This window comes from Bosea vaviloviae (assembly GCF_001741865.1).
GTDB lineage: Bacteria > Pseudomonadota > Alphaproteobacteria > Rhizobiales > Beijerinckiaceae > Allobosea > Allobosea vaviloviae.
This window is the reverse complement of sequence record NZ_CP017147.1, coordinates 2132470-2155279: the sequence shown is the minus strand read 5'-3', so window position 1 is coordinate 2155279 and position 22810 is coordinate 2132470. Positions and strand designations below refer to the sequence as shown.

Sequence of the window (22810 nt, the reverse complement as noted above, 5' to 3'; positions counted from 1 at the left end):
GTGGCTCCAAGGCCTCAGCGCCGGGCTTCCATCGCCATGCGCAAGGCGAAGCCCGCGAGCACGGTGCCCATCAGCCAGCGCTGCACCAGGGACCAGAACGGCCGCGTCCGCAGGAACAGCGCGATGCTGCCGGCGGCAAGGGTGATCAGCGTGTTCACGCTGAGGCTGACTGCGATCTGGATGAAGCCGAGCATGATCGACTGCGCCAGCACGCTGCCGGCAGCGGGATCGATGAATTGCGGCAGCAGCGCCAGATAGAACACCGCGATCTTGGGATTGAGCAGGCTGGTCAGGAAGCCCATCGCGAAGAGCTTGCGCGGACCGTCGGGCGCGAGCTCGCGGACATGGAAGGGCGAGCGGCCGCCGGGCTTCAGCGACTGCCAGGCGAGATAGAGCAGATAGACGACGCCCGCGAGCCGAAGCGCGTCATAGGCGAACGGTACCGCCAGGACGAAGGCGGTGATGCCAAAAGCGGCGCAGAACACATAGAACAGAAAGCCGAGCGCGATGCCACCGAGCGAGATCAGGCCGGCGCCGGGGCCCTGCGAGATCGAACGGGAAATCAGGTAGATCATGTTCGGGCCGGGCGTCAGCACCATGCCGAAGGCCAGGAGCACGAAAGCAAGCAGGTTGTGAATCTCGGGCATGAAACGGCTCCAGCAATGGCGCACACCATGCCCGTATCCTGCCGGCCCCGACAATCACCCGGCGACGCGCGCCTCTCATGTCGCGCAAGCGTGGGTCGCGCCGGCGCATCATCGCGAGTGGCACGATCGACGCTCGCTCAGTTGGCCTTGGTGGGGCAGTCGATCGCGCCCGCGCCGGCAGGCAAGCGCAGCAATGGCAGGCGGGCGCCGACCTCGCCGGGGAACAGGCCGGCGCTGACGAAGCCACCGGCGGCGTCAGGGTCGAGCGAGGCGACGACGAGACCGACCAGCGGCTGCTCGACCGGGACATAGCTCGAACCGGCAGGGAGGGTGACGGGCGCAGCGTCGCGTTCGCTCTTCGTCGAGACGCCACCTTCCGGATTGATGGCGCGGCGGTCGACCTGCCGGCGCGCCGTCACGATGAAGGCTTCCGCGCCCGACACCGTCGCGGGCGCGGTCAGGATGCAAGAGCGGATGCCGCGCCGCGCCAGCGCCTCGCGCACCGGCGCCGTCGCTTCGCCATCCGCCAGCCAGTAGCCGGCCGGCCGCGGGCGCACCACGGTCGGTTCGATATGGCGGGCATCGATGAAAGGCACCGCGGTCGGGCGCGGCGCCGCCGTGACGGGGTCGACCAGCGGCACGAAGCCCTGGACCACCGGGACGCGATGCGCGACGACGAGGTCCGCATGCGAGCGCGCCGCCTCCTGGCGCCCCTCGGCGACGGCACGCCGCAGCCGGGCAGGATCGGCCGCCGCTGCCCGCAGGGCGCCGATGGCGGCGAGGTAATGAGTGGCAACGCGGCGCTGGAAGCCTTGCGCGCCGATGCCGACGCCGCGCGTCTCCAGCAGGATCGAGACCGCGCCCATCAGCCCGAAGGCGTTGCGCGCGATGCCCGCCGCATTGCCGCCGGTCGCGACGGTCTTGTCCTCCGGCCTGGCGTTCGGAGAGGTCTGATAGACATAGGCGGTCAGGCCGGCGCTTGCGGCCGCGGCCTCGATCGCGGGCAGGAAGAGCTGGTCGGCCAGCACCGTGGCGCGCGCCGGCACCAGCGGATGCGTCGCGCGCATATAGACGAAGTCCGTCGCATGCAGCGCCTCGAACTTGGCGAGCCAGCGGCCGCCGACCGTGAACTCATGCGCGTCGATGACCAGGTCCGGCGGCAGCGTCGCAGCCGCCATCTGCAGGACGCGGGTTTCGGGCAGGGTCAGGAGCAGGTGATCGCGGTTCGGGTCGGCCTTGGCGGCGGTGTCGCGCGTGAAGGCCGCGGCGCCGTCGGGATTGGAGCGCGGCACGATGACAATGGTCAGCGCCCGCGTCAGCTCGGCGAGCTCGCCGCCCGAGGCGAGATCCTTCGCCAGCGCCAGCATCGCCTCGCCGCCGGCGGGTTCATTGCCGTGATGCTGGCCGATCAGCCAGACGACCGGTCGGTCGACGGGCTGATTCCTGGCCGCCTCCTCCAGGCTGCGGGCGCCCTCGGCCGTGAACAGGAGATAGGGGATGTTGCGGCCTTCGAGCGAGCGCCCAAGCGAGCCGATGCCGAGATTGGCGGCGTTGCCCAAAGCCGCGATGAAGGCTTCCATCTCGGCCTGGGTGGTGAAGCCGGCAGCCTCCCGCCCCGGATCATAGCTGCCGGCGCGCCCCTCCGCAAAGAAAGGCGAGCGCAATGTCACCGGCACATCGGCATAGCGCGCAAGCAATGCCGGCGCCTGCTGAAGTTCGCCCCTCGCCGGCGCCTCCTGCGCCAGCGCCGCGGCGGTCAAGACGAATCCGAGCCAGAAAACTCCCAGGAAACGAAGCACGGCTGAAGCCTCCGCAAGCGCCCGCGACGAAAGCGGGCGGCCATCATCCTGCCGAGTTGGCAGACGACTTCAAGCGAAGATCGCCCGCCCCTCTTGCAGCTCCCGCCGAGCGGCCTGTCCGTCGCCTCAGATCTTCCCGTCATAGGCGCGCCGCGCGATGCGGCAGGCCAGCACGGTGAATACAGAACGGCCCAGCGCGGCTTCGACTTCCCCCGCGAGCGTGCCGGCATCGTCGACCCAGCGACCGACGCCGCCGAGCGCCTGCGCCACGGCCGGGAAATCGCTGCCGGAGAAATCCACCGCCGCATTGGGTCGTTGACTGGAGCGCTGCTTCATCTCGATCAAGGCGAGGCTCTCATCGACCAGGACGACGATGACGATGGGCAAGCCCAGTTCGCGCGCGGTCGCGAGCTCGCCCAGGCCCATCTCCAGCCCGGCATCGCCGACGAAGGCGACAACCGGCGTCGCGGGCCTGGCGAGCTTGTAGCCGAGCGCCAGCGGCACGGCGCAGCCCATGGTGCAAAGCCCGGTCGATTGCAGGATCGCATGCGGGATGTCGGTCTGCCAGATCTGCGAGAGCAGGATGCGATGGGCGCCGGAATCGATGCTGATGACGGTGTCTGCGGGCGTCGCGGCGCGCACCGTCTCGAAGATGACATCGGGCCCCCAGGCGGCCGAGGAGGCGAAGCTGTCGCGCAGCGCCTCGCGCGCCACTGTGGGCTCGCCGCCCGGCCAGACATGCGCCTTGGCCGGCGCGACGCTCAACCCCGACAGGCTGGCCGCGATGTCGCCGACGATGAGATGGTCGCTGCGATGCACGCCATGGGGCATCGCCTCGGCGACGATGTCGATGATCTGCGTTCCAGGAGAGAAGGGATCGCGCCAGTTGAGGCGCATCTCGATTGGATCATAGCCAGCGAGCACGATCATATCCGCAGCCTTGACCAGCGGCAGCAGCAGCTTGTCCGCCTTGGGCGAGAGCCCCGCTCCGCCAAGCGAGAGCGGATCGCTCTCGGGCAGCACGCCCTTGGCCTTGTAGGTGGTGATGACGGGGATGTCGCGGTCGCGCGCGAAATCGGCGACCACATCGGCCGCGCCCTGGTTGACGACATCGAGACCGGCGATGATCAATGGGCGCTCGGCATTCGCCAAAGCGCCGCGAGCCGCCTCCAGGCCGTGCCCCTCGGCCGGCCGCACCGGCAGGGGCAGCGGAGCCGGCGGACGCATGGACGCCTTGGCAGCGCCTTCCGCCACGCTGATCGGCACATCGATATGGACCGGGCCGGGCCGGCCCGACAGCGCGATGGCGAGCGCCTTCTCGACGACGAGGGCGGCGGTCTCGGCAGTGGCGCGGAAGCTCGCCTTGACGATCGGGCGCAGCAGCGCCTGATGGTCGAAGACCTGATGGGTGTAGCTCTCGGCCTCGGCCGCATCGACGCAGCCGGTGATGAAGATCAGAGGTACGCGGTCCTGCAAGGCATTGGCGACGACATTGGCCGCGTTGGCCACGCCGGGACCGAGCGTCGCGTAGAACAGACCCGGCGCGCCCGTCGCATGCCAGACGCCTTCGGCCATGAAGCCGGCCGCGTTCTCATGCTTGACCAGAACAGGCTCGATGCCGGCCGCACTGAAGGCCTCGACCAGCGCCAGGACCTCGCCGCCGGGAATGCCGAAGGCATGGCGAATGCCGGCCCGCGCGAGGCCTCGGGCGATCAGGTCCGCGCCGGTGGTGATCGTCTCTGAGCTGGGCATGTCTGAGCTAGGCATGTGTGGCCATCCATCTGCGGCGCAGGCGAGGACGCCTGCGCAAAGGGTTTTCCAAATCAGGTTCTACGCCATCAATGGCACATCAAATCTGAGTGACAGGCTGCGCGAAACTCAGCGCGATTCGACCAGCATCAGGTCGGTATCGTCGGGTTTGGCCCCGGCGGCGGTCAGCATGGCGTGGACCTGTCCGCGATGATGGGTCTGGTGGTTGAACATATGCGCGACGAGCAACGCTTTCGGCTTGGTGAGCTCGCGACGCGAAAGGCCCGAAACCCAGGTCAGATCGCCGGCGAGCCAGTCAGGCGAGAGCGTCGCGGCCCATTCGCCGATCAGCGCATCGGTGACCCGCCGCTCGGCCAGGAGTTCCGACCATGCCTCGATCATCCGGACCGACTCGCTGCCCGGAACCGATGGCTTCGGCGTACCGGCGAAGCGCGAGAGCCACATCCGGTCTCCCCATAGCAGATGGCAGAACGTGCCGTGGATCGAACCGAAGAAGGCGCCGCGCTCCAGCCGCCGCGCCTCGTCGCTCAAGCTCGCGGCAGCCGCATAGAGACTGTCGTTCTGCCAGGCGTTGTAATGCGCCATGGTCCGGACGAAGGCGGGTTCGATCATCGTGACAGCCTTTTTCAGATGATGTTGGCCTCAAGAAGCGGCCTGCCCTCGACGATGCGCTCATGGCCGAGATCGGCAAGATCGAGCGCGCGATAGCCGCCATGCAGGATATGCTCGGCAAGCCCGCGCCCGACCGCAGGCGATTGCTGCAGGCCATGGCCGGAGAAGCCGTTGGCGAGATAGAGATTGGGAACGCCGGCAGCCGGGCCGATGATCGCGTTGTGGTCGAGGCCATTCATATCATAGGGACCCGCCCAGGCGCGGCCGGGCCTGATCTGCTCGAAGGCCGGGATGCGATGCGCCAGCGCCGGCCAGACGGTCTCCTCGAAGAAGGACCAGTCGACATCCTCGACGCCCGGATCGCTCTCGAGCCATTCCTGGTCGGCCTCGCGCGTCGGCGAGGAGCCGCCGATGAAGAGCTGGCCTTCGCTGCCGCGCTTGCCCTCGGGCCGGCACCAGACGCCGGTGGTGTCGATCAGCAGCGGGCAGTTGTCGACCTCGCCCTTGCAGGTGAAGGAGAAGACATAGCGCTTCATCGACTTGACCGGGATCGCGACGCCGGCCGTGGCGGCCAGCCGCGCGCCATGGGTGCCCGAGGCGTTCACCACCGCGCCGCAGGCAATGCGGCTGCCATCAGTGAGCGCGACGCCGGTGACGCAGCCGCCTTCGACGTTGTAGCCGGAGACCTCGCCCTGCCGGTATTCGACGCCGAGCGAGCGCGCCTTCTTGCGGAAGGCCTGCAGCAGCGCCCAGCCGTCGAACCAGCCCTCACCGCTGATGCCATAGGTGCCGCAGATAAGGTCCGAAGTATTAAGCCAGCTAAATTTTCTGCGCAGCATCTCTGCAGCATAAAGCGCAATGTCAGCCCCCTCGGCCGCCTGAAGCGCCTGGTTCGCGGCGAGGATCGGAGCGCCCTCGTCGCCCCCGAGATAGAGATAGCCGCCCTCGTGCAGATCGATGACGGGCGTCTCGCCATCGACGGCGAGATGGGTGCCGAGATTGCGCAGGAAATCGATGCCGAAGAGCGAGATGCGGATATTGACCGCGCTGGAATATTGCTGGCGGATCGAAGCGGCCGAGAGCGCCGAGGCGGCCAGGCGATAGCTCGGGTCCTTCTCGATCACCACGACCTTGCCCTTGAAGCCGGGATCGGCGGCGAGGTGATAGGCGACGGAGGAGCCGATGGCGGCACCGCCGCAAATCACGACATCGGCGCTTTCAGACGAAGACGACATGGCGGTCCCGCGGAGCATGGCCGCGATGCGTCGCGACCGAGGTTGGTGAATTCAGCGCATGAATGACGCGACAATGGCGCCTTGTCGAGGGCTGTCGTCGCAGGGCCTCGCGAAGCAATCCCGGCGCCATCGCGCAAAACCGACGCTGCCTCTGAGCGCATACGCGCCGGCAGCCGGCTAGCTCACGCGCCGCATTCGCCGAGCAGCCAATCGCGGAAGGCGATCACCGCCGGCAATCCGGCCTTGGCCTCGGGATAGACCAGATAATAGCCCTCGGAGCCGGTCACCGGCCGATCGACGGGGATGACGAGCGCGCCCAGGCGCAACTCCTCCTCGACAAGGAAGCGCGGCACGATGGCAAGCCCCAATCCGGCGACCGCTGCCTGCGAGACCATGGCGAATTGCTCGAAGCGCGGCCCCATCAAGGCGCGCTCGGGAGGCAGACCCTGCTGCTCCAGCCAGTTGGCCCAGGCGCGCGGCCGTGTCGATTGCTGCAGCAGGGGCGCGCGCAGCATGTCCGCCGGCTCCGCCAGGCCAAGGCGCGCCACCAGGGACGGCGCGGCGACGGGAATGATTTCCTCGCCCATCAATCGGTGCAGCCTTGCGCCGGCCCAGACGGGATCGCCGAAGTGGATCGCGGCGTCGACCTGCTCGCGAGCAAAGTCGAAGGGCACCAGCTTGGTGGTGAAGTTGATGGTGATGCCAGGATGCGCCTCGATGAAGCGCGACAGGCGCGGGATCAGCCAGCGCGTGCCGAAAGTCGGCAGGATCGCCAGATGCAGCACGCCGGCCGCGCCGCGAAAGGCCATGGCCGAGACGGTGGCCGCGGCCAGCCGCGACAGACCGTCCCGGATCTCGGCCGCATAGGCGCTGCCCGCTGGCGTCAGGCTGACACGCTGCCTGACGCGCTGGAACAGGCCAACGCCGAGAACCTTTTCGAGATGCGCGACCTGCCGGCTGACCGCGCCTTGCGTCAGGTTTAGCTCCTCGGCCGCACGCGTGAAGCTGCCATGCCGCGCCGCCGCCTCGAAGGCGGCGAGCGCCGAGAGCGAGGGCACCGAAAGCCGGCCCGGGACGATGTCAAAATTCATGAGAAACTCTCATCAAGTCGTGAGAACATATCGATTGCCCATGCGGGGTGGAAGAGGGCATTCTTCGCCCCTCCGGCGCGGCGGCTCGAAGTCCCGCGCCGCTTGGCGTGTTTCGCTAGGGCAGGATGCGAAAAAGTGGGTACCGGTTTTTCGCATTGATCCTGCTCTGACTCTTGGATGAGAGACGGATTCAGATTTCCGGCTCTAGCGACGGGTTTGGAATTCACAGATGGCTTCATCTTTGCCGCAAGACGCGCTGGCGCTGCTCAAGCGCCTTGGCGTAACCGACACCGCCTTCGCCAAGGCAGGCATTCCCGCCCATTCGCCGATCACGGGAGAGGCCGTCGCCACGCTCCGCGAGACCAGCCCTGCTGAAGCGGAGGCCGCGATCGGCCGGGCCCAGGCCGCGTATCTCGTCTGGCGCCGGGTGCCCGCGCCGCGCCGCGGCGAGTTCGTGCGCCTGCTCGGCGAGGAACTGCGCGCCGCGAAAACCGATCTCGGCCTGCTGGTGACGCTCGAAGCCGGCAAGGTCGTTTCCGAGGGCCTCGGCGAGGTCCAGGAGATGATCGACATCTGTGATTTCGCGGTCGGCCTCTCGCGCCAGCTCTACGGCCTGACCATCGCGACCGAGCGCCCGAACCACCGCATGATGGAAACCTGGCACCCGCTCGGCGTCTGCGGCGTGATCTCGGCCTTCAACTTCCCGGTCGCGGTCTGGTCGTGGAATGCCGCGCTCGCCTTCGTCTGCGGCGACAGCGTCGTCTGGAAGCCCTCGGAGAAGACCCCGCTGACCGGCATCGCCGTGCAGGCGATCGTCGAGAAGACAATGAAGCGCTTCGGCCCCGAGGCCCCGGTCGGCCTCTCCGAGATCCTGATCGGCGGCCGCGAGATCGGCGACCTCCTGGTCAGCGACCATCGCGTGCCGGTGGTCTCGGCCACGGGCTCGACCCGGATGGGCAAGGAGGTGGGCCAGAAGCTCGCCGCGCGCTTTGCCCGCGCCATCCTCGAACTCGGCGGCAATAATGCCGCGATCGTCGCGCCTTCGGCCGATCTCGACATCGCGCTGCGCGGCATCGCCTTCGCGGCGATGGGCACGGCCGGCCAGCGCTGCACCACTTTGCGCCGCCTGATCGTGCATGAGAGCGTCTATGACGCGCTGATCCCGAAGCTGATCAAGGTCTATGGCAGCGTCAAGATCGGCGATCCGCGCGAGGCCGGCGTGCTGGTCGGACCGCTGGTCGACGAGGCTGCGTTCAAGGGCATGCAGGCCGCGCTCTCCGAGGCCAAGGCTGCCGGTGGCAAGGTTCATGGCGGCGAGCAGGTCACGGTCGGCGCAGGCGGCTTCTATGTCCGCCCTGCCCTGGTCGAGATGCCTTCGCAGACCGGGCCGGTCGAGCGCGAGACCTTCGCGCCGATCCTCTATGTGATGAAGTACAAGACGCTCGACCAGGCGATCGCGCTGCAGAACGCGGTCGGCGCCGGCCTGTCCTCCTCGATCTTCACGCTCGACATGCGCGAGGCCGAGATCTTCGTCTCGGCCGAGGGTTCCGATTGCGGTATCGCCAACGTCAATATCGGCCCGTCCGGCGCCGAGATCGGCGGGGCGTTCGGCGGCGAGAAGGAAACGGGCGGTGGCCGCGAGGCCGGTTCCGATGCGTGGAAGGCCTATATGCGCCGCGCAACGAATACGCTCAATTACGGCACGACATTGCCGCTGGCGCAGGGCGTCAGCTTCGATGTGGATGCGTGACGATTTGAGCTGAGGAAACACGCCGTCATTGCGAGCGTAAGCGAAGCAATCCAGGAGCGGCAGCGCTCTACATCCCCCTGGATTGCTTCGTCGCTTCGCTCCTCGCAATGACGGTGAGCAGCGAACAATAGGGAGACACACCATGGCCGAAGCCGCTCGCAGCCACTCCACCAGCCACAAGCTGGCCGAGTTCACCTGGGACGACGCCTTCCTGCTCGACGAGCAGCTGAACGAAGATGAGCGCCTGATCCGCGACACCGCGCGCAGCTACGCCCAGGAGAAGCTGCAGCCACGCATCTCGGAAGCCTATCTCGACGAGAAGACCGATCGCTCGATCTTCAACGAGATGGGTGAGCTCGGCCTGCTCGGCGTGACGGTGCCCGAGGAATATGGCTGCGCCGGCGCAAACTACGTCTCCTATGGACTCGTCGCCCGCGAGGTCGAGCGCGTCGATTCCGGCTATCGCTCGATGATGTCGGTGCAGTCCTCGCTGGTGATGTATCCGATCTACGCCTATGGCGACGAGAACCAGCGCAAGAAGTACCTGCCCAAGCTCGGCTCGGGCGAATGGGTCGGCTGCTTCGGCCTGACCGAGCCCGATGCCGGCTCCGACCCGGGCGGCATGAAGACCCGCGCCGAGAAGGTCGCTGACGGCTACAAGCTGACCGGCTCGAAGATGTGGATCTCGAATTCGCCGATCGCCGATGTCTTCGTCGTCTGGGCGAAGTCGGCGGCGCATGACAATGCGATCCGCGGCTTCATCCTGGAAAAGGGCATGAAGGGCCTGTCCGCCCCCAAGATCGGCGGCAAGCTCTCACTTCGCGCCTCGATCACCGGCGAGGTCGTCATGGACGGCGTCATCGTGCCGGAAGAAAACCTGCTGCCCAACGTCTCCGGCCTCAAAGGTCCGTTCGGCTGCCTCAACCGCGCCCGCTACGGCATCTCCTGGGGCGTGATGGGCGCCGCCGAGGACTGCTTCCAGCGCGCCCGCCAATACGGGCTCGACCGCAAGCAGTTCAACAAGCCGCTAGCCCAGACGCAGCTCTACCAGAAGAAGCTCGCCGACATGCTGACCGAGATTTCGCTCGGCCTGCAGGGCTCGCTCCGTGTCGGGCGCCTGCTCGACGAGGGCAAGATGGCCCCGGAGATGATCTCGCTGGTGAAGCGCAACAATTGCGGCAAGGCGCTCGACATCGCCCGCCAAGCCCGCGACATGCATGGCGGCAACGGCATCTCGATCGAGTATCAGGTGATGCGCCATGCGGCCAATCTCGAGACGGTGAACACCTATGAGGGCACGCATGATGTGCATGCGCTGATCCTCGGCCGTGCGATCACCGGCCTGCAGGCGTTTTTCTGAGACGTCATTCGCGTCATGGTCGGGCTTGACCCGACCATCTCTCCCAGAACCAGACTCCCGAAGAGATGGTCGGTTCAAGGCCGACCATGACGGTCCGGATCAAGCCTGATGTCCCCACCCCCTCCCCTTACCGGCCTGCGCGTCCTCGAACTCGCGCGCATCCTTGCCGGTCCCTGGATCGGCCAGCTTCTGGCCGATCTCGGCGCCGATGTCGTCAAGGTCGAGGCGCCCGAGGGCGACGACACCCGCAAATGGGGCCCGCCCTTCGTCGAAGGCGTCGGTGACGAGCATCTCTCGGCCGCCTATTTCCACTCGGCCAATCGCGGCAAGCGCTCGATCACAGCCGATTTCCGGACCTCGGAGGGCCAGGCGCTGGTGTATCGCCTCGCCGCCCATGCCGATGTCGTGGTCGAGAACTTCAAGGTCGGCGGCCTGGAGAAATACGGGCTCGATGCCGCCGCGATGCGCGCAGCCTTCCCGCGCCTGATCTATTGCTCGGTGACGGGCTTCGGCCAGACCGGTCCTTATGCGCCCCGCGCCGGCTACGACTTCCTCGTGCAAGGCATGGGCGGGCCGATGTCGGTGACCGGCGAACCCACGGGCGCGCCGATGAAGGCGGGCTATGCCGTCGCCGACATCTATACCGGGCTTTACGCCTCGGTCGGCATCCTCTCGGCCCTGCGCCGGCGCGACGCCACTGGCGAGGGCGCGACGCTCGACATGGCTCTGCTCGATGCCCAGGTCGCCGTGCTCGGCAACCAGGCGATGAACTATCTCGTCTCGGGCAATCCACCGCCGCGGCTCGGCAACGCGCACCCCAACATCGTGCCCTATGACGTCTTCCCCGTCGCCGACGGGCACATCATCATCGCCACCGGCAATGACGGGCAGTGGCGCAAGCTCTGCGACGTGCTGGGCGGCGCCGAGCTCGCCAGCCATCCCGACTATGCCGACAACAAATCCCGCGTCGCCAATCGCGCGCCGCTGACGATCGCGCTCCACGCCCTGACCCAGCGCTACGGCAAGGCCGACCTGCTGGCCGCGCTCGAGGCGGTCGGCGTGCCGGCCGGGCCGATCAATTCCGTCGACGAGGTCTTCGCCGACCCGCAGATCATGGCGCGCGGCGTCAAGGTCGACCTGCCCAGCGCCGCCGCCAAGGGCGGGACGATCCCGACCGTCGCCTCGCCGATCGTGATCGACGGCGTCAGGCAGGTGGCGGGACGGCCGAGCCCAGGGCTCGGCGAACATCACGACGACATCCTGAACGACCCGGCCTGGGGAGGGCCGCACCATGGCTAATCGCACAGGCGGGCAGATCCTCGTCGACCAATTGCTGATCCACGGCGCGACCGACGCCTTCTGCGTACCGGGCGAGAGCTACCTTGCCGTGCTCGACGCGCTGCATGATGCGAGCCTGAAGGTCACCATCTGCCGGGCCGAAGGCGGCGCCTGCATGATGGCCGAGGCCGCCGGCAAGCTGACGGGCAAGCCCGGCATCTGCTTCGTGACGCGCGGCCCAGGCGCCACCAACGCCTCGCCCGGCATCCATATCGCCGACCAGGATTCGACGCCGCTGATCCTCTTCGTCGGCCAGATCGAGCGCGGCATGCGCGAGCGCGAGGCCTTCCAGGAGCTCGACTACCGCGCCGTCTTCGGCACCATGACGAAATGGACGACCGAGATCGACGATGCCGCGCGCATCCCCGAGATCATCAGCCGCGCCTTCCATGTCGCGACCGCCGGCCGGCCCGGCCCGGTGGTGATCGCGCTGCCCGAGGACGTGCTGACCGACCTTGCCGATGTGGCCGATGCGCAGCCCTATCAGGTCACCGAGACGCACCCCTCCCTGCTCCAGACCATCGATCTGCAGAAGCGGCTCTGGGCGGCGAAGTCGCCGGTCGCGATCCTCGGCGGCTCGCGCTGGAGCCCGCAGGCGATCGAACGCTTCACCCGCTTCGCCGAGCGTTTCGACCTGCCGGTCGCAGTCTCCTTCCGCCGGCAGATGCTGTTCCCGGCCGATCATCCGAACTTCGCCGGCGATCTCGGCATCGGCCCCAATCCGAAGCTGCTGAAGCGGATCAAGGAGAGCGATCTCGTCCTGCTCGTCGGCGGGCGGCTCTCGGAGATGCCGAGCCAGTCCTACACGCTGTTTGGCATCCCCGAGCCCGGCCGGCCCTTGGTGCACGTCCATCCCGATGCCGAGGAACTGGGCCGCGTCTACCGGCCATCCCTAGCGATCAACGCCTCGCCGACCGCCTTCTGCGCCGCGCTGGAGACGGTGCATCCGCCGCAGGAGATTGCCTGGGCCGGCGCTGCGGCGGAAGCCCATGAGGCCTATCTCGGCTGGACCGAGCAGCCCGCGCCGGTGGCCGGCGCCTTCCACCCCGGCGAGGCCGTGACCTGGCTGCGGCGCTACCTGCCCGACGACGCGATCCTGTGCAACGGCGCCGGCAACTACGCCACCTGGGTGCATCGCTTCCATCGCTTCACCAAATTCGCGACGCAGCTCGCGCCGACCTGCGGTTCGATGGGCTATGGCGTGCCCGCCGCGGTCGGTGCCAAGCGGCTTTATCCGGAGCGCACCGTCGTCGCCTTCGCCGGCGATGGCTGCTTCCTGATGAACGGGCAGGATTTCGCGACGGCGGTTCAGTACGATCTACCTGTCATCGTCGTGGTGATCGACAACGGCATGTACGGCACCATCCGCATGCATCAGGAGCGCGAATATCCCGGCCGCGTCTCGGCCACCGAGCTGAAGAACCCGGATTTCGCGGCCTATGCCAAGGCCTTCGGCGGCCATGGCGAGCGTGTCGAGACCACCGCCGAATTCGGCCCCGCCTTCGAGCGGGCGGTCGCGAGCGGCAAGCCGGCGATCATCCACTGCCTGCTCGATCCGGAAGCGATCACGCCGGCGAAGTCGCTCTCGACGATCCGGGCCGAGGCTTTTGCCGAACAGGAGGCTGAACGCCTTACGCCTTCCTGATCACTCCATCGAAGGTCGACTGGATCGCACGGGCCAGCGTGATGGTCGCGATCCCCTGGAAGATCAACTCGATCGCCAGGAAAGTGCCGAGCACCCAGAGGGAGGATGCCGGCCACTGGATCATGATCAGCACGCCAAGGACCAACGAGAGCAGGCCTGAGACGAGGATCATGCTCCAGGAGGGATTGGGCCGCGTCTGGAAGGCGATCAGGATGCGCAAGATGCCTGTCGCAAAGAGCGCGGCGCCGACGAACAGCGTCAGCGACGCCGTCGCCGCCAGCGGATTCGAGAAGGTGACGATGCCGACCGCGAGATAAAGCAGGCCGATCAGACCGTGCAGCAGACGGCTCCGCCAGCCGCCATGGCGGACCGCGTCGGCCACCAGTACGATGCCCGCCACGAGCACCATCGCGCCAAACCAGATCGCGCTGGCAATGCTGAGCGCCGCCGTCATCAGCAGGCCGAGGCCGCCGAGCACGACAAGCGAGACACCCGCCGCCAGGAGCCAACCCGACTTCTGTCGCAACGAAACCAGCTTCGAACCGAAGGACTCTGTTGCCGGTCGATTGGTCGTATCGGGCATTGAACCCTCCTGTTTCGCAGAAAGCGAATCGCACGTTACGCGTCGCGAAGCCCAACAGCTAACGACCCATGCCAATCGGGCATCCGTCGGGACAGAACTGCGCCGCTCAGCCCAGCCTGGCCGCCACCAGCTTGCGCAATCCGCGCAGATCCTTGACGAAGCCGCGGATGCCCTCGGCCAGCTTCTCCGTGCCCATGGCGTCCTCGTTCATGGCGAAGCGGAAGGCCTTCTCGTCGAGGACGATCCTGCTTCCGCCGGGAGAGGCTACCTGCGGCGAGGAGGCCGGAGACAGCTTGCGCGGCAGATCGCCGGTCGCCCCGGCCAATTCGTCGAGCAGGCCGGGCCCGATCGTCAGCCGGTCGCAGCCGGCCAGCGCCTCGATCTCGCCGGTGTTGCGGAAAGAGGCGCCCATCACCACCGTCTTGATCCCGAACGCCTTGTAATAGGCGTAGATGGCCTTCACCGAGACGACGCCGGGGTCGGTCTCGGCCGTGTAGGGGCCGCCGCCGGCCTTGACGTGCCAGTCGAGGATGCGGCCGACGAAAGGCGAGATCAGGAAGGCCTTGGCGTCCGCGCAGGCAACCGCCTGAGGCAAGGCGAAGAGCAACGTCAGATTGCAGTCGATGCCCTCGGCCTGCAACACCTTGGCGGCCTGAATGCCTTCCCAGGTCGAGGCGATCTTGATCAGGATGCGGTCGCGCTCGATGTCGCGCTGCTGATAGGCGGCGATGATGGCGCGCGCCTTGTCGATCGTTGCCTGCGTGTCGAAGGAGAGATCGGCGTCGACCTCGGTCGAGACCCGGCCGGGTACGATCTTGGTCAATTCCGCCCCGAAGGTCACGGCGAGCCGATCGCAGACCGCATGCACGGCCTTCTCGCCGCCGTCCGCCTTCTTGCCCCAGCTGATCGCCTCGTCGACGAGATGGGCATAGGCCGGGGTTTCCACCGCCTTCAGGATCAACGTCGGGTTGGTGGTGCAATCGACCGGCTTCAGCCGGCGGACCGCCTCGATATCGCCGGTGTCGGCGACGACGGTCGTCATCTCGCGGAGCTGGTCGAGCTTGGAAGCGGTCATGTCGTGTCCTTGCGGCGGCTGATCCTCTACCGCCCACATATGACGAACAGGCCGTCATTGCGAGCGTAGCGAAGCAATCCAGCGCCGCGCTCTACGCCTTCCTGGATTGCTTCGTCGCTTGAGCTCCTCGCAAAGACGGGAGCGTCTCGATCCTCAGCTCTTGACGGCGCCCGAGGTCAGGCCGCCGACCATGTTCTTGCGGAAGCCGTAATAGATCACCGCCGGCGGGATGGCGTAGAGCAGGCCCGCCGCCATCAGCAGGTTCCAGGGCGCGTCGTCGGCCGAGAGGAACAGCCCCAGCCCCACGGCGAGCGGAACCGCCTTCTCGTTGGATAGCAGCAGGAAGGCGTAGAGATATTCGTTCCAGGCGAGCAGCAGCGCGTAGATGCCGATGACCACCATCGAGGGCTTCATCAAGGGCAGATAGACCAGCCGGAAGAGCTGCAGCGAGGTGGCGCCGTCCATGATCGCGGCCTCGTCGAGTTCCTTGGGCAGTTTGTCGGAGGCCTGCTTCAGCACCCAGATGGCATAGGGCGAGGCCAGCGCGACCATCGCCAGGATCAGCGCGGTCTGCGTGTTGAGCAGCCCGTAGGAGCCCATCGCCTTGTACATCGGGATGGCGAGGAAGGCGGCCGGGATCAGATAGGTTGCCAGCGCGAGGTTCATGATTGTGCGACCGCCCTTGACCTTGAGCCGTGCAATGGCGAAGGCGGCGAAGGTCGCGACGAACAGCGTGATCATCCCGGTCGCGACCGCAATGAAGAAGCTGTTGAACATCTGCAGCCAGAAATTCGTCAGGTAGTAGTGCTGCTGCTTGAAGACGATGGTGAAATTCTGCAGCGTCGGCGCGTCAGGCCAGAGCTTGCCGGCCAGCATCGATTCCTGGCTGGAGATCGACAGCACGAAGAGATGGTAGATCGGCAGCAACGTCCAGAGCAGGACGGGAATGGCGATCAGGATGAGTTTGCCCTCGTCGAGAACCTTTTTCATCATTCGGCTGCCTTCGAAAGACGCTTCACCATGAAATAGACCATCGGCAGGATCAGCGGCATGGCGACGATGATCGAGGCGATGCCGAGATCGAGGTTGTTGTTGCGCATGTAGCGGATGCCGAGCGTGGCGAGCACGTGGTTGAGGTCGCCCGGCCCGCCGCCGGTGAGCAGGTAGACGCTGTTGAAGTCGCCTAGTGTCCAGATCATCGAGAGCATGGTCGAGGTGACGTAGAGCGTCGCCAGCGACGGCCAGGTGATGAACTTGAATTGCTGCCATTTGCTGGCACCGTCGACGCTGGCGGCCTCGTAAAGGTCCTGCGCGATGGCGAGGCGGCCGGTGACGAGGATCAGCGTCCAGAACGGCAGCGACTTCCAGATATGGACCATGATCGAGCAGGCGAAGGCCAGCGTCGGATCAGTGAGCCAGCCCGGTCCCTCGACGATGCCGAACCACTGGAACAGCTGCGAATTCACCATGCCGGTCTCGGGGTTGAGCATGACCCGGAAGGACAGGATGGTCGGGATCGAGGGCACCGCCCAGGGCAGGATGAAGAGAACCAGCACGAAGCGGATCCAAGCCCGCTGCGCCACGAAGAAGCCAGACAGCACCATCGCGATCGCGAATTTCAGGTTCACCGCGATGAACAGGAAGACGATGGTGTTGAACACAGTCCGCAGGAAGATCGGGTCGGCGAAGAGTGCGCGGTAGGAGTTCCAGTTGAGGCCGATCCAGAGACCATAGGCCACGGGGTAGACGACCATGACCGCGAAGACGAGGACATAGGGCGCGAGCATGATGGCGCCCCAGAGCGCGCGGTCACGTGTATGGCCGGACACGGCATCGCTCGGCGTTGAGACCGGCACAGCCATCGTGGTCGCTGTCATGCGTTACTCCCTCGGTATCGCCGTCATGTTGAGACGGTTCGACGCCCCGCGGCTCTTTCGGCCGCAGGGGCGCCTCTTTCGCTAGATTCGGAACGTCGGCGTCAGCCGGCGATCTGCTTGATACGTGCGATCATCTCATCGACCGCCAGTTCCGGAGCAACCTTGTCCTGGACGACACGGTTGACCGCCTTCGCCCAGACGTTCTCGGCGTTCACAGCCGTGAACTTGTAGTTATAGACGAACTGGAAGGGAATCGTGCCGGCGCTGAACTGCTTGTAAACCAGCGCGCGGTGCGGATCCTTGCCGTCGGTCCAGAACGGGCTGGCGAGACCCGACTTGGTCGTCGGCAGCCAGCGGCCGAGCGAACCTTCGACGAAGGGACGCAGGTTCTCATCCTTCATCATGAAGGCCATGAACTCCTTGCCGCGCTTCTTGTTCTTGCCATCGGCGAAGACCACAGCGGTCTTGACGGCGGCGAGGTTCGGCAGCGGCTTGCCATCGGGCTTGTCGGGGAACTGGGTGGTGCGGATATTGTCGAAGTAGTTCTTCTTGGCCTGGTCGCGCTGCTCCTGGGTCAGAGCCGGATTGTTCATGTCGTCCAGGTGCTTCGACGCGATCGAGATCGTCGCGTTGTGGGTCATCGCGATCGTCTTGTTGTGGAAGGCGACGTTGTTGTCCGGGTCGAGCCAGTTCACGGACGAGGGCGGCGTGCAGCCGCGCTGCAGGATGTTGGCGTAGGACTTCACCGCCTCGATCATCGCCGCCTTGTTTGCCGGCTGGTCGAGAATGATCTTGCCGTTCTCGTCGACCACCTGCGCGCCATAGGCGTTGGCGAAGGTCAGGAACGAGTAGAAGGTGTCGGACGCTGCGACGCCCATCGGATGGCCGACGGCGTAGATGCGCTTGCCCTTGGCGCGCAGCCCGGCCTGGACCTTGTCACACCAGAAATCCCAGTAGCCGTTCCAGCCCTTGGGAATGTCGCTTTCCTTGAAGCCGGCCTCTTCCAGCATGTCCTTCCAGTAGGTGATGTGCATCATCTGCTGCTGGACCGGGAAGGCGTAATAGGCCTTCTTCTTGGTCTTGTCGTTCATCAGGAGGGTGCCGACGAGCGCGTCGGGCATGATGTCGGTCTTCAGCGGCTCGATGACGTCGCTGACATCCTCGAGCTTGCCCTCGAAAGCCCATTTGCCGGTCGTCCGGAAATCATAGGTCGTGCAGAAGCCAACATCCGGCGGCGTACCGGCCTCGACCGCGCCGACCGATTTCGTCACGCAATCCTCAGTGGAATAAAGCGAAAGATCGACCTTGACGCCGGTCGCCTTCTGGAACTTGTCGACGACGGCCAGCAGCGCGTCATCCTCGCCCTTGTAGAACCCCTTGGTGAACCAGACCGTGATGGTCTCTTGCGCGACCGCCGCGCCGGACCAACCCGCGGCAATCGCCGCAAAGGCCGCGCCGGTGACGAGACAACGAACCGATTTCATCGATAACCTCCCATTTAAAACGTTTAATGCCGACGATTTATGACGTCTTGTCGAGGACACTAGTCGAAAAGCCATCGGACAAACAAGCCGGTGCAATGCGGGAAATTCGGGCAGCTCGCGTCGCCGACGCGGCGCGGCAGCGGATCGCTGGCACTTTCATGGATATGTCATATAGGGGGCCTAACGGCCCTGATGGACCCTGCCGGGTCGAGGCCCATGGGAGGCGGCGATGCGCGCCAACATCTTGATCGTATTGGCAGCCGCGGGCGCGCTCGCCTCCACAACGGCGCTGGCCGCGGAGGGCAAGCTCGTCCTCTACACCAGCCAGCCCAACACCGACGCGCAGCAGACGATCGATGCCTTCAAGGCGCTCTATCCTAAAGTCGAAGTGAGCTTCGTGCGTGACGGCACGCCGCGCGTGATGGCGAAGCTGCGCGCCGAGATCGAGGCTGGCAGCCCGCAGGCGGACGTCCTGCTGATCGCCGATTCGGTGACGATGGAAGGCCTGAAGCAGGAGGGTCGGCTGCTCGCGCATGATGCAGCCGATGTCTCCGCCTATCCGGCCGGCATCCACGACCCGCAGAAGATGTGGTTCTCGACCAAGCTGATCACCACCGGCATCGTCTACAACAGCAAGGCTGCGCTGAAGCCGACGAGCTGGGCTGATCTGACGAAGCCCGAGGTCAAGAACCTGCTTGCCATGCCGAGCCCGTTGAATTCGGGCGCCGCCCTGATCCACACCATGACGCTGGCCGGCAACCTGCCTGGCGGCTGGCGCTATTACGAGCAGCTGAGGGACAATGGCGCGCTCGCGGCCGGCGGCAATGGCGACATCCTGCGCCAGGTCGCCACCGGCGAGAAGCTCTACGGCATGATCGTCGATTTCATGCCGATCCGCGAGAAGGCCAAGGGCGCGCCGGTCGAGTTCGTCTTTCCCAGCGAAGGCGTCTCCGCCGTCGGCGAGCCGGTCGCGATCCTGAAATCGACGAAGAACCCGGAAGCTGCGAAGGCCTTCGTCGGTTTCCTGATCTCCCGGGAAGGCCAGGCGCTGGCGCTGCGCCAGGGCTATGTCGCGGCCCACCCCGATGTCGCGCTGCCGGCCGGCTATCCGACGCGGGACGCGATCAAATTGATGCCGTTCGACGCCGCCCAGGCGCTTGCCGGCGAGGCCGCGGCGCGCAAGCGTTTCAGCGCGATCTTCGAGTGAGCCCCGCGTGACGCGCACCCCGCAGCCCGCGCAATGACGCTCATCGCCCGCCCCGGCTGGCGACGCGACGCCGTACGCCCGAGCTGGCCGGGCCTGCATCGGCCTTTGCGTCTGCATCTGCATCTGCCGGAGGGGCTTGGACTGCCGGCCATCGTCACGCTCGCCGCCCTGCTGCTCGGCGCCCTGCCCTTCCTGCGGCTCGCCATCGCGGCCCTGGCGCCGGGCTGGCAATTCGCTCCCGACGCCGCGCTGGAACAGATCGGCAGCCGCGCTGCTGTCAATGCGACGCTCCATACATTGGAGACGGCGGGCTTCTCCGCGCTCGCGGCCTTGCTGATCGGCGGCGCTGTCGCGCTTGCGCTCGGTATCACCGACATGCGCCATAAGCGCCCCCTCGCCTTCTTCTTCGTGTTCTCGATGATGATCGCGCCACAGGTCGCAGCTCTTGCATTCCTGAGCCTGTTCGCGCCGCACTCGCCAATCCTGGGGGCGCTTGGCCTGTCGCCTGTTCCAGGCACGCCAAACCCACTGCTCGGGCGCGGCGGCATCATCCTCGTCATGGCGCTGCATCATGCGCCGCTGGTCGCTATCACGCTCTGGACCGGCCTGCGCAGCGTGCCGCATTCGCTGGTCGAAGCGGCACAGATGGAGGGCGCGGGACCGGCGACGATCGTCGCGCGCATCCTGCTGCCGGTGCTGCGGCCGCAGATCATCGCCGCCGCGCTGATTGCTTTTGTCGCCGGCATCGGCAATTTCGGCATTCCGGCGCTGCTGGGATTGCCGGTGAACTACCTGACGCTACCGACACTGATCTATCGGCGGCTGGCGAGCTTCGGGCCGGCCGGACTGTCCGACGCCGCCGCGCTCTCCCTGCTGGTGGCTCTGGTCGCCGGTTGCGGCATCCTGGCGAGCGTGCTGGCGACACGGCGCGCCGGCGGCAAGGTCGAGATCGAGCGGCCGCTGCAACCGTTCTGGACGCTCGGGCGTGCGCGACCGCTGGTTGCCGGCGCACTCTGGACGCTGCTGGCGCTGAAGCTCGGCCTGCCTTTCCTTGCGCTGCTTTGCGAAGCGCTGACGCCGGCGCTCGGCGTCGCACTGTCCTGGCAGAGCCTGACGCTGGATAAATTCACCGAGGTGCTGCTGCGCCAGGATGTGACGATGCGGGCCTTCCGCAACTCCTTCCTGTTCGCCGGCTCGGCCGCCCTGCTGCTCGCGCTGATCTCGATCGGTTTCGCCTATGCGTTGGAGCGGCGCATGGGCAGGTTCAGGCGCGTCGTCGAGCTCGTCATCGAACTGCCCTATGCCCTGCCCGGCGTCGTGCTCGCCATCGCCTGCATCCTGCTCTTCCTGAAGCCCTTGCCGCTTCTCGGAGTGAGCCTCTACGCCACGCCTTTCATCATCCTCTTCGCCTATCTGGCGCGCTTCCTGCCGCTGGCGCTGAAGGCGCCCGTCGCCGCGATGGCGCAGATCGAGGCGCATCACGAGGAGGCGGCGAAGCTCGATGGCGCGAGCCTCTGGCAGATGCTGCGTTTCGTTGTGGCGCCGATCCTGGCTCCGGCGGCAACCGTCTCAGGCCTGATGGTCTTTCTCGTCGCCTTCAACGAGTTGACCGTATCGGCGCTGCTTTGGTCCTCGGGCACCGAGACCCTCGGCGTCGTGCTGTTCAGCCTGAAGGAGGCGGGGCTCGCCGGCGAGGCGGCTGCGGTTGCGATCAGCGCCTCCCTGATCATTTTCGCGGTGATGCTGGGACTTGACCTGTGCGGCAAGCGCTTGCCGCGGAACGTGCTGCCCTGGCGGATCTGACGGAGGCCCCGACCGCTCGACACCGCCCGAACCGGCCTCATCCTGTCGAAGCGTCCCGGCAGGTGAAACAATTGCGGCCCGCAACCACAGGTTAATACGACCTTTACCCAGGTTGGCCAGTTTCGACCGGAGCAGCAGGGTAGCGCCCTCCTGCCTGGACAACCGACCTGGCATGCCGCCACGAACCATGGCGAGTTGCCAGTACGCGTCGTAAGGATTCTGCGCCGATGAAGTACCGCGCTGCTGTTCGTCGCAGATCCGAGCCGATCGCCGATATCAGGAAGATTCTCATCGTCGAGGATTCGAAGACCTTCGCGAAGGCGCTGCGCAAGCTCCTCGCCGAGGAGATCGGCCTACCCATCGTCTCCTGCGCTTCGCTGAACGAGCTGCACGAGGTCGTCACTGAAGAGCCGGAAGCCTACGGCATCGCTGTGGTCGACCTGAACCTGCCGGACGCGCCCGACGGTGAAGCGATCGACTTCACGGTCCAACGCGGCATCCCGACCATCGTCTTCACGGGGAGCTTCGACCTGCAGACGCGCAGCCGGATCATGGAGCGCGACGTCATCGACTATGTCCTGAAGAACAACGAGTTCGCGCTCGACACGCTGGTAACCGCGGTCAAGCGCGCCTTGTCCAACCGCGAGATGCGCATCCTCGTCGTCGACGACGTGACGACTGCACGCAAGCACCTCGCCAGGATGCTGGCGGTGCAGCAATATTCGGTCATCGAAGCCGGGTCCGGCACGGAGGCATTGGCGCTGCTGGAGGCCAATCCCGACATCCAGATCGTCGTCTCCGACTACAATATGCCGGATATCAACGGATACGAGCTGACGCGCAAAATCCGCCGCCTGGTCGGACCGGACAAGCTGCGCGTGATCGGGGTTTCTTCGACGACCGACATCGCCGTCTCCGCCGGTTTCCTGAAAGCGGGAGCCAACGACTTCATTTCGCGGCCATTCATGCCTGAAGAGCTGCAATGCCGGATCGCGAACAATGCGGACACGCTCCTGCAGCTGAAACAGCTGCAGGAGCTGGCGTCCCGCGACTATCTCACCGGGCTCTTCAACCGCCGCCATTTCTTCGAGAACGGCCCGAAGCTCATCAAGACCGTGCAGGCGCGCCCTTCAAGCACGGTCGCGGTTCTCGATATCGACCACTTCAAGCAGCTCAACGACACGCACGGCCATGACATCGGCGACCGCGTGCTCGAATTGGTCGCCCGTTGCCTGAAGGATGCGGTCGAAGGCACCGGCAACCTGCTTGCCCGCCTCGGCGGCGAGGAGTTCGTCATCCTGTTTCCCGGAATGAACCCGGCCGCCGCGATGCGCTTCAGCGATCACCTCCGGCTGGATATCTCGCACGCAACCTTGCAGGTCGGGGCCGAGACGATCTCCGTCACAGCCTCGATCGGCGTTGCGGAGGCCGATCCGGAGGATAGTTTCGATCATTGCCTGCGCAGCGCAGACCAGGCGCTCTACGCGGCAAAGCAGCAAGGCCGGAACCGGGTCTGCCTTGCCGCCGCCTGACG

The 22810-nt window shown here is 66.2% G+C and carries 18 protein-coding genes; 7 read left to right on the top strand and 11 right to left on the bottom strand.

Translation table 11 applies throughout. From position 1 onward, the window contains the following. Window positions 1–14 precede the first annotated feature (14 nt). The 6 genes from BHK69_RS10130 to BHK69_RS10105 form a co-directional block, all read right to left on the bottom strand. Window positions 15–647 carry a LysE family translocator gene (locus BHK69_RS10130; protein ID WP_069689992.1) on the bottom strand — a complete coding sequence of 211 codons (633 nt, stop codon included), beginning with the start codon at window positions 645–647 and terminating at the stop codon, window positions 15–17. A gap of 137 nt (window positions 648–784) precedes the next feature. Further along, complete coding sequence (locus tag BHK69_RS10125) at window positions 785–2446, bottom strand: M14 family metallopeptidase (RefSeq protein WP_069689991.1); 1662 nt, start codon at window positions 2444–2446, stop codon at window positions 785–787. A 126-nt stretch (window positions 2447–2572) separates the two neighbouring features. Then, entirely contained in the window at window positions 2573–4213 is a 1641-nt protein-coding gene (locus tag BHK69_RS10120) for a thiamine pyrophosphate-binding protein (protein WP_244548455.1), read from the bottom strand. Window positions 4214–4324: 111 nt separating this feature from the next. Further along, window positions 4325–4828 carry a DinB family protein gene (locus BHK69_RS10115; protein ID WP_069689989.1) on the bottom strand — a complete coding sequence of 168 codons (504 nt, stop codon included), beginning with the start codon at window positions 4826–4828 and terminating at the stop codon, window positions 4325–4327. A gap of 14 nt (window positions 4829–4842) precedes the next feature. Beyond that, a complete protein-coding gene (locus BHK69_RS10110; protein ID WP_069693533.1) occupies window positions 4843–6063 on the bottom strand; it encodes an NAD(P)/FAD-dependent oxidoreductase in 1221 nt (406 codons plus the stop codon). A gap of 182 nt (window positions 6064–6245) precedes the next feature. Then, window positions 6246–7154, bottom strand: a complete 909-nt coding sequence (locus tag BHK69_RS10105; RefSeq protein WP_069689988.1) for a LysR family transcriptional regulator — start codon at window positions 7152–7154, stop codon at window positions 6246–6248. 229 nt (window positions 7155–7383) lie between these two features. On the opposite strand from BHK69_RS10105, the gene amaB reads away from it, so the two are divergent. From amaB to BHK69_RS10085, 4 genes are all read left to right on the top strand, one after another. Continuing rightward, window positions 7384–8904, top strand: a complete 1521-nt coding sequence (gene amaB, locus BHK69_RS10100; RefSeq protein WP_069689987.1) for an L-piperidine-6-carboxylate dehydrogenase — start codon at window positions 7384–7386, stop codon at window positions 8902–8904. A gap of 142 nt (window positions 8905–9046) precedes the next feature. Next, entirely contained in the window at window positions 9047–10264 is a 1218-nt protein-coding gene (locus BHK69_RS10095; RefSeq protein WP_069689986.1) for an acyl-CoA dehydrogenase, read from the top strand. Window positions 10265–10372: 108 nt separating this feature from the next. Next, entirely contained in the window at window positions 10373–11563 is a 1191-nt protein-coding gene (locus BHK69_RS10090) for a CaiB/BaiF CoA transferase family protein (RefSeq protein WP_069689985.1), read from the top strand. Beyond that, window positions 11556–13247 carry a thiamine pyrophosphate-binding protein gene (locus tag BHK69_RS10085; RefSeq protein ID WP_069689984.1) on the top strand — a complete coding sequence of 564 codons (1692 nt, stop codon included), beginning with the start codon at window positions 11556–11558 and terminating at the stop codon, window positions 13245–13247. Before BHK69_RS10090 ends, BHK69_RS10085 begins: the two co-directional genes overlap by 8 nt. Here the strand turns inward: BHK69_RS10085 and BHK69_RS10080 are convergent. From BHK69_RS10080 to BHK69_RS10060, 5 genes are all read right to left on the bottom strand, one after another. Then, window positions 13234–13830 (bottom strand): HdeD family acid-resistance protein, encoded by a 597-nt coding sequence (locus BHK69_RS10080; RefSeq protein WP_069689983.1) that lies wholly within the window; start codon window positions 13828–13830, stop codon window positions 13234–13236. The two genes, BHK69_RS10085 and BHK69_RS10080, sit on opposite strands and share 14 nt — an antisense overlap. A gap of 106 nt (window positions 13831–13936) precedes the next feature. Continuing rightward, window positions 13937–14905, bottom strand: a complete 969-nt coding sequence (tal, locus tag BHK69_RS10075) for a transaldolase (protein WP_069689982.1) — start codon at window positions 14903–14905, stop codon at window positions 13937–13939. A 153-nt stretch (window positions 14906–15058) separates the two neighbouring features. Continuing rightward, the gene (locus tag BHK69_RS10070; protein WP_069693531.1) at window positions 15059–15895 is read right to left on the bottom strand and encodes a carbohydrate ABC transporter permease; all 837 of its coding nucleotides are present in this window, start codon (window positions 15893–15895) and stop codon (window positions 15059–15061) included. Next, window positions 15895–16767 (bottom strand): carbohydrate ABC transporter permease, encoded by an 873-nt coding sequence (locus tag BHK69_RS10065; RefSeq protein WP_069693532.1) that lies wholly within the window; start codon window positions 16765–16767, stop codon window positions 15895–15897. Before BHK69_RS10065 ends, BHK69_RS10070 begins: the two co-directional genes overlap by 1 nt. Before the next feature lie 116 nt (window positions 16768–16883). Next, a complete protein-coding gene (locus tag BHK69_RS10060) occupies window positions 16884–18266 on the bottom strand; it encodes an ABC transporter substrate-binding protein (protein WP_069689981.1) in 1383 nt (460 codons plus the stop codon). 229 nt (window positions 18267–18495) lie between these two features. Between BHK69_RS10060 and BHK69_RS10055 the strand changes: the two genes are divergently transcribed. The 3 genes from BHK69_RS10055 (at window position 18496) to BHK69_RS10045 (ending at window position 22808) form a co-directional block, all read left to right on the top strand. After that, window positions 18496–19473, top strand: a complete 978-nt coding sequence (locus BHK69_RS10055; RefSeq protein WP_069689980.1) for an ABC transporter substrate-binding protein — start codon at window positions 18496–18498, stop codon at window positions 19471–19473. A 33-nt stretch (window positions 19474–19506) separates the two neighbouring features. Further along, window positions 19507–21276, top strand: coding sequence for an ABC transporter permease (locus BHK69_RS10050; protein WP_083269235.1), 1770 nt, complete (start codon window positions 19507–19509; stop codon window positions 21274–21276). A 227-nt stretch (window positions 21277–21503) separates the two neighbouring features. Further along, the gene (locus BHK69_RS10045) at window positions 21504–22808 is read left to right on the top strand and encodes a response regulator (protein ID WP_069689979.1); all 1305 of its coding nucleotides are present in this window, start codon (window positions 21504–21506) and stop codon (window positions 22806–22808) included. Window positions 22809–22810: the final 2 nt, after the last annotated feature.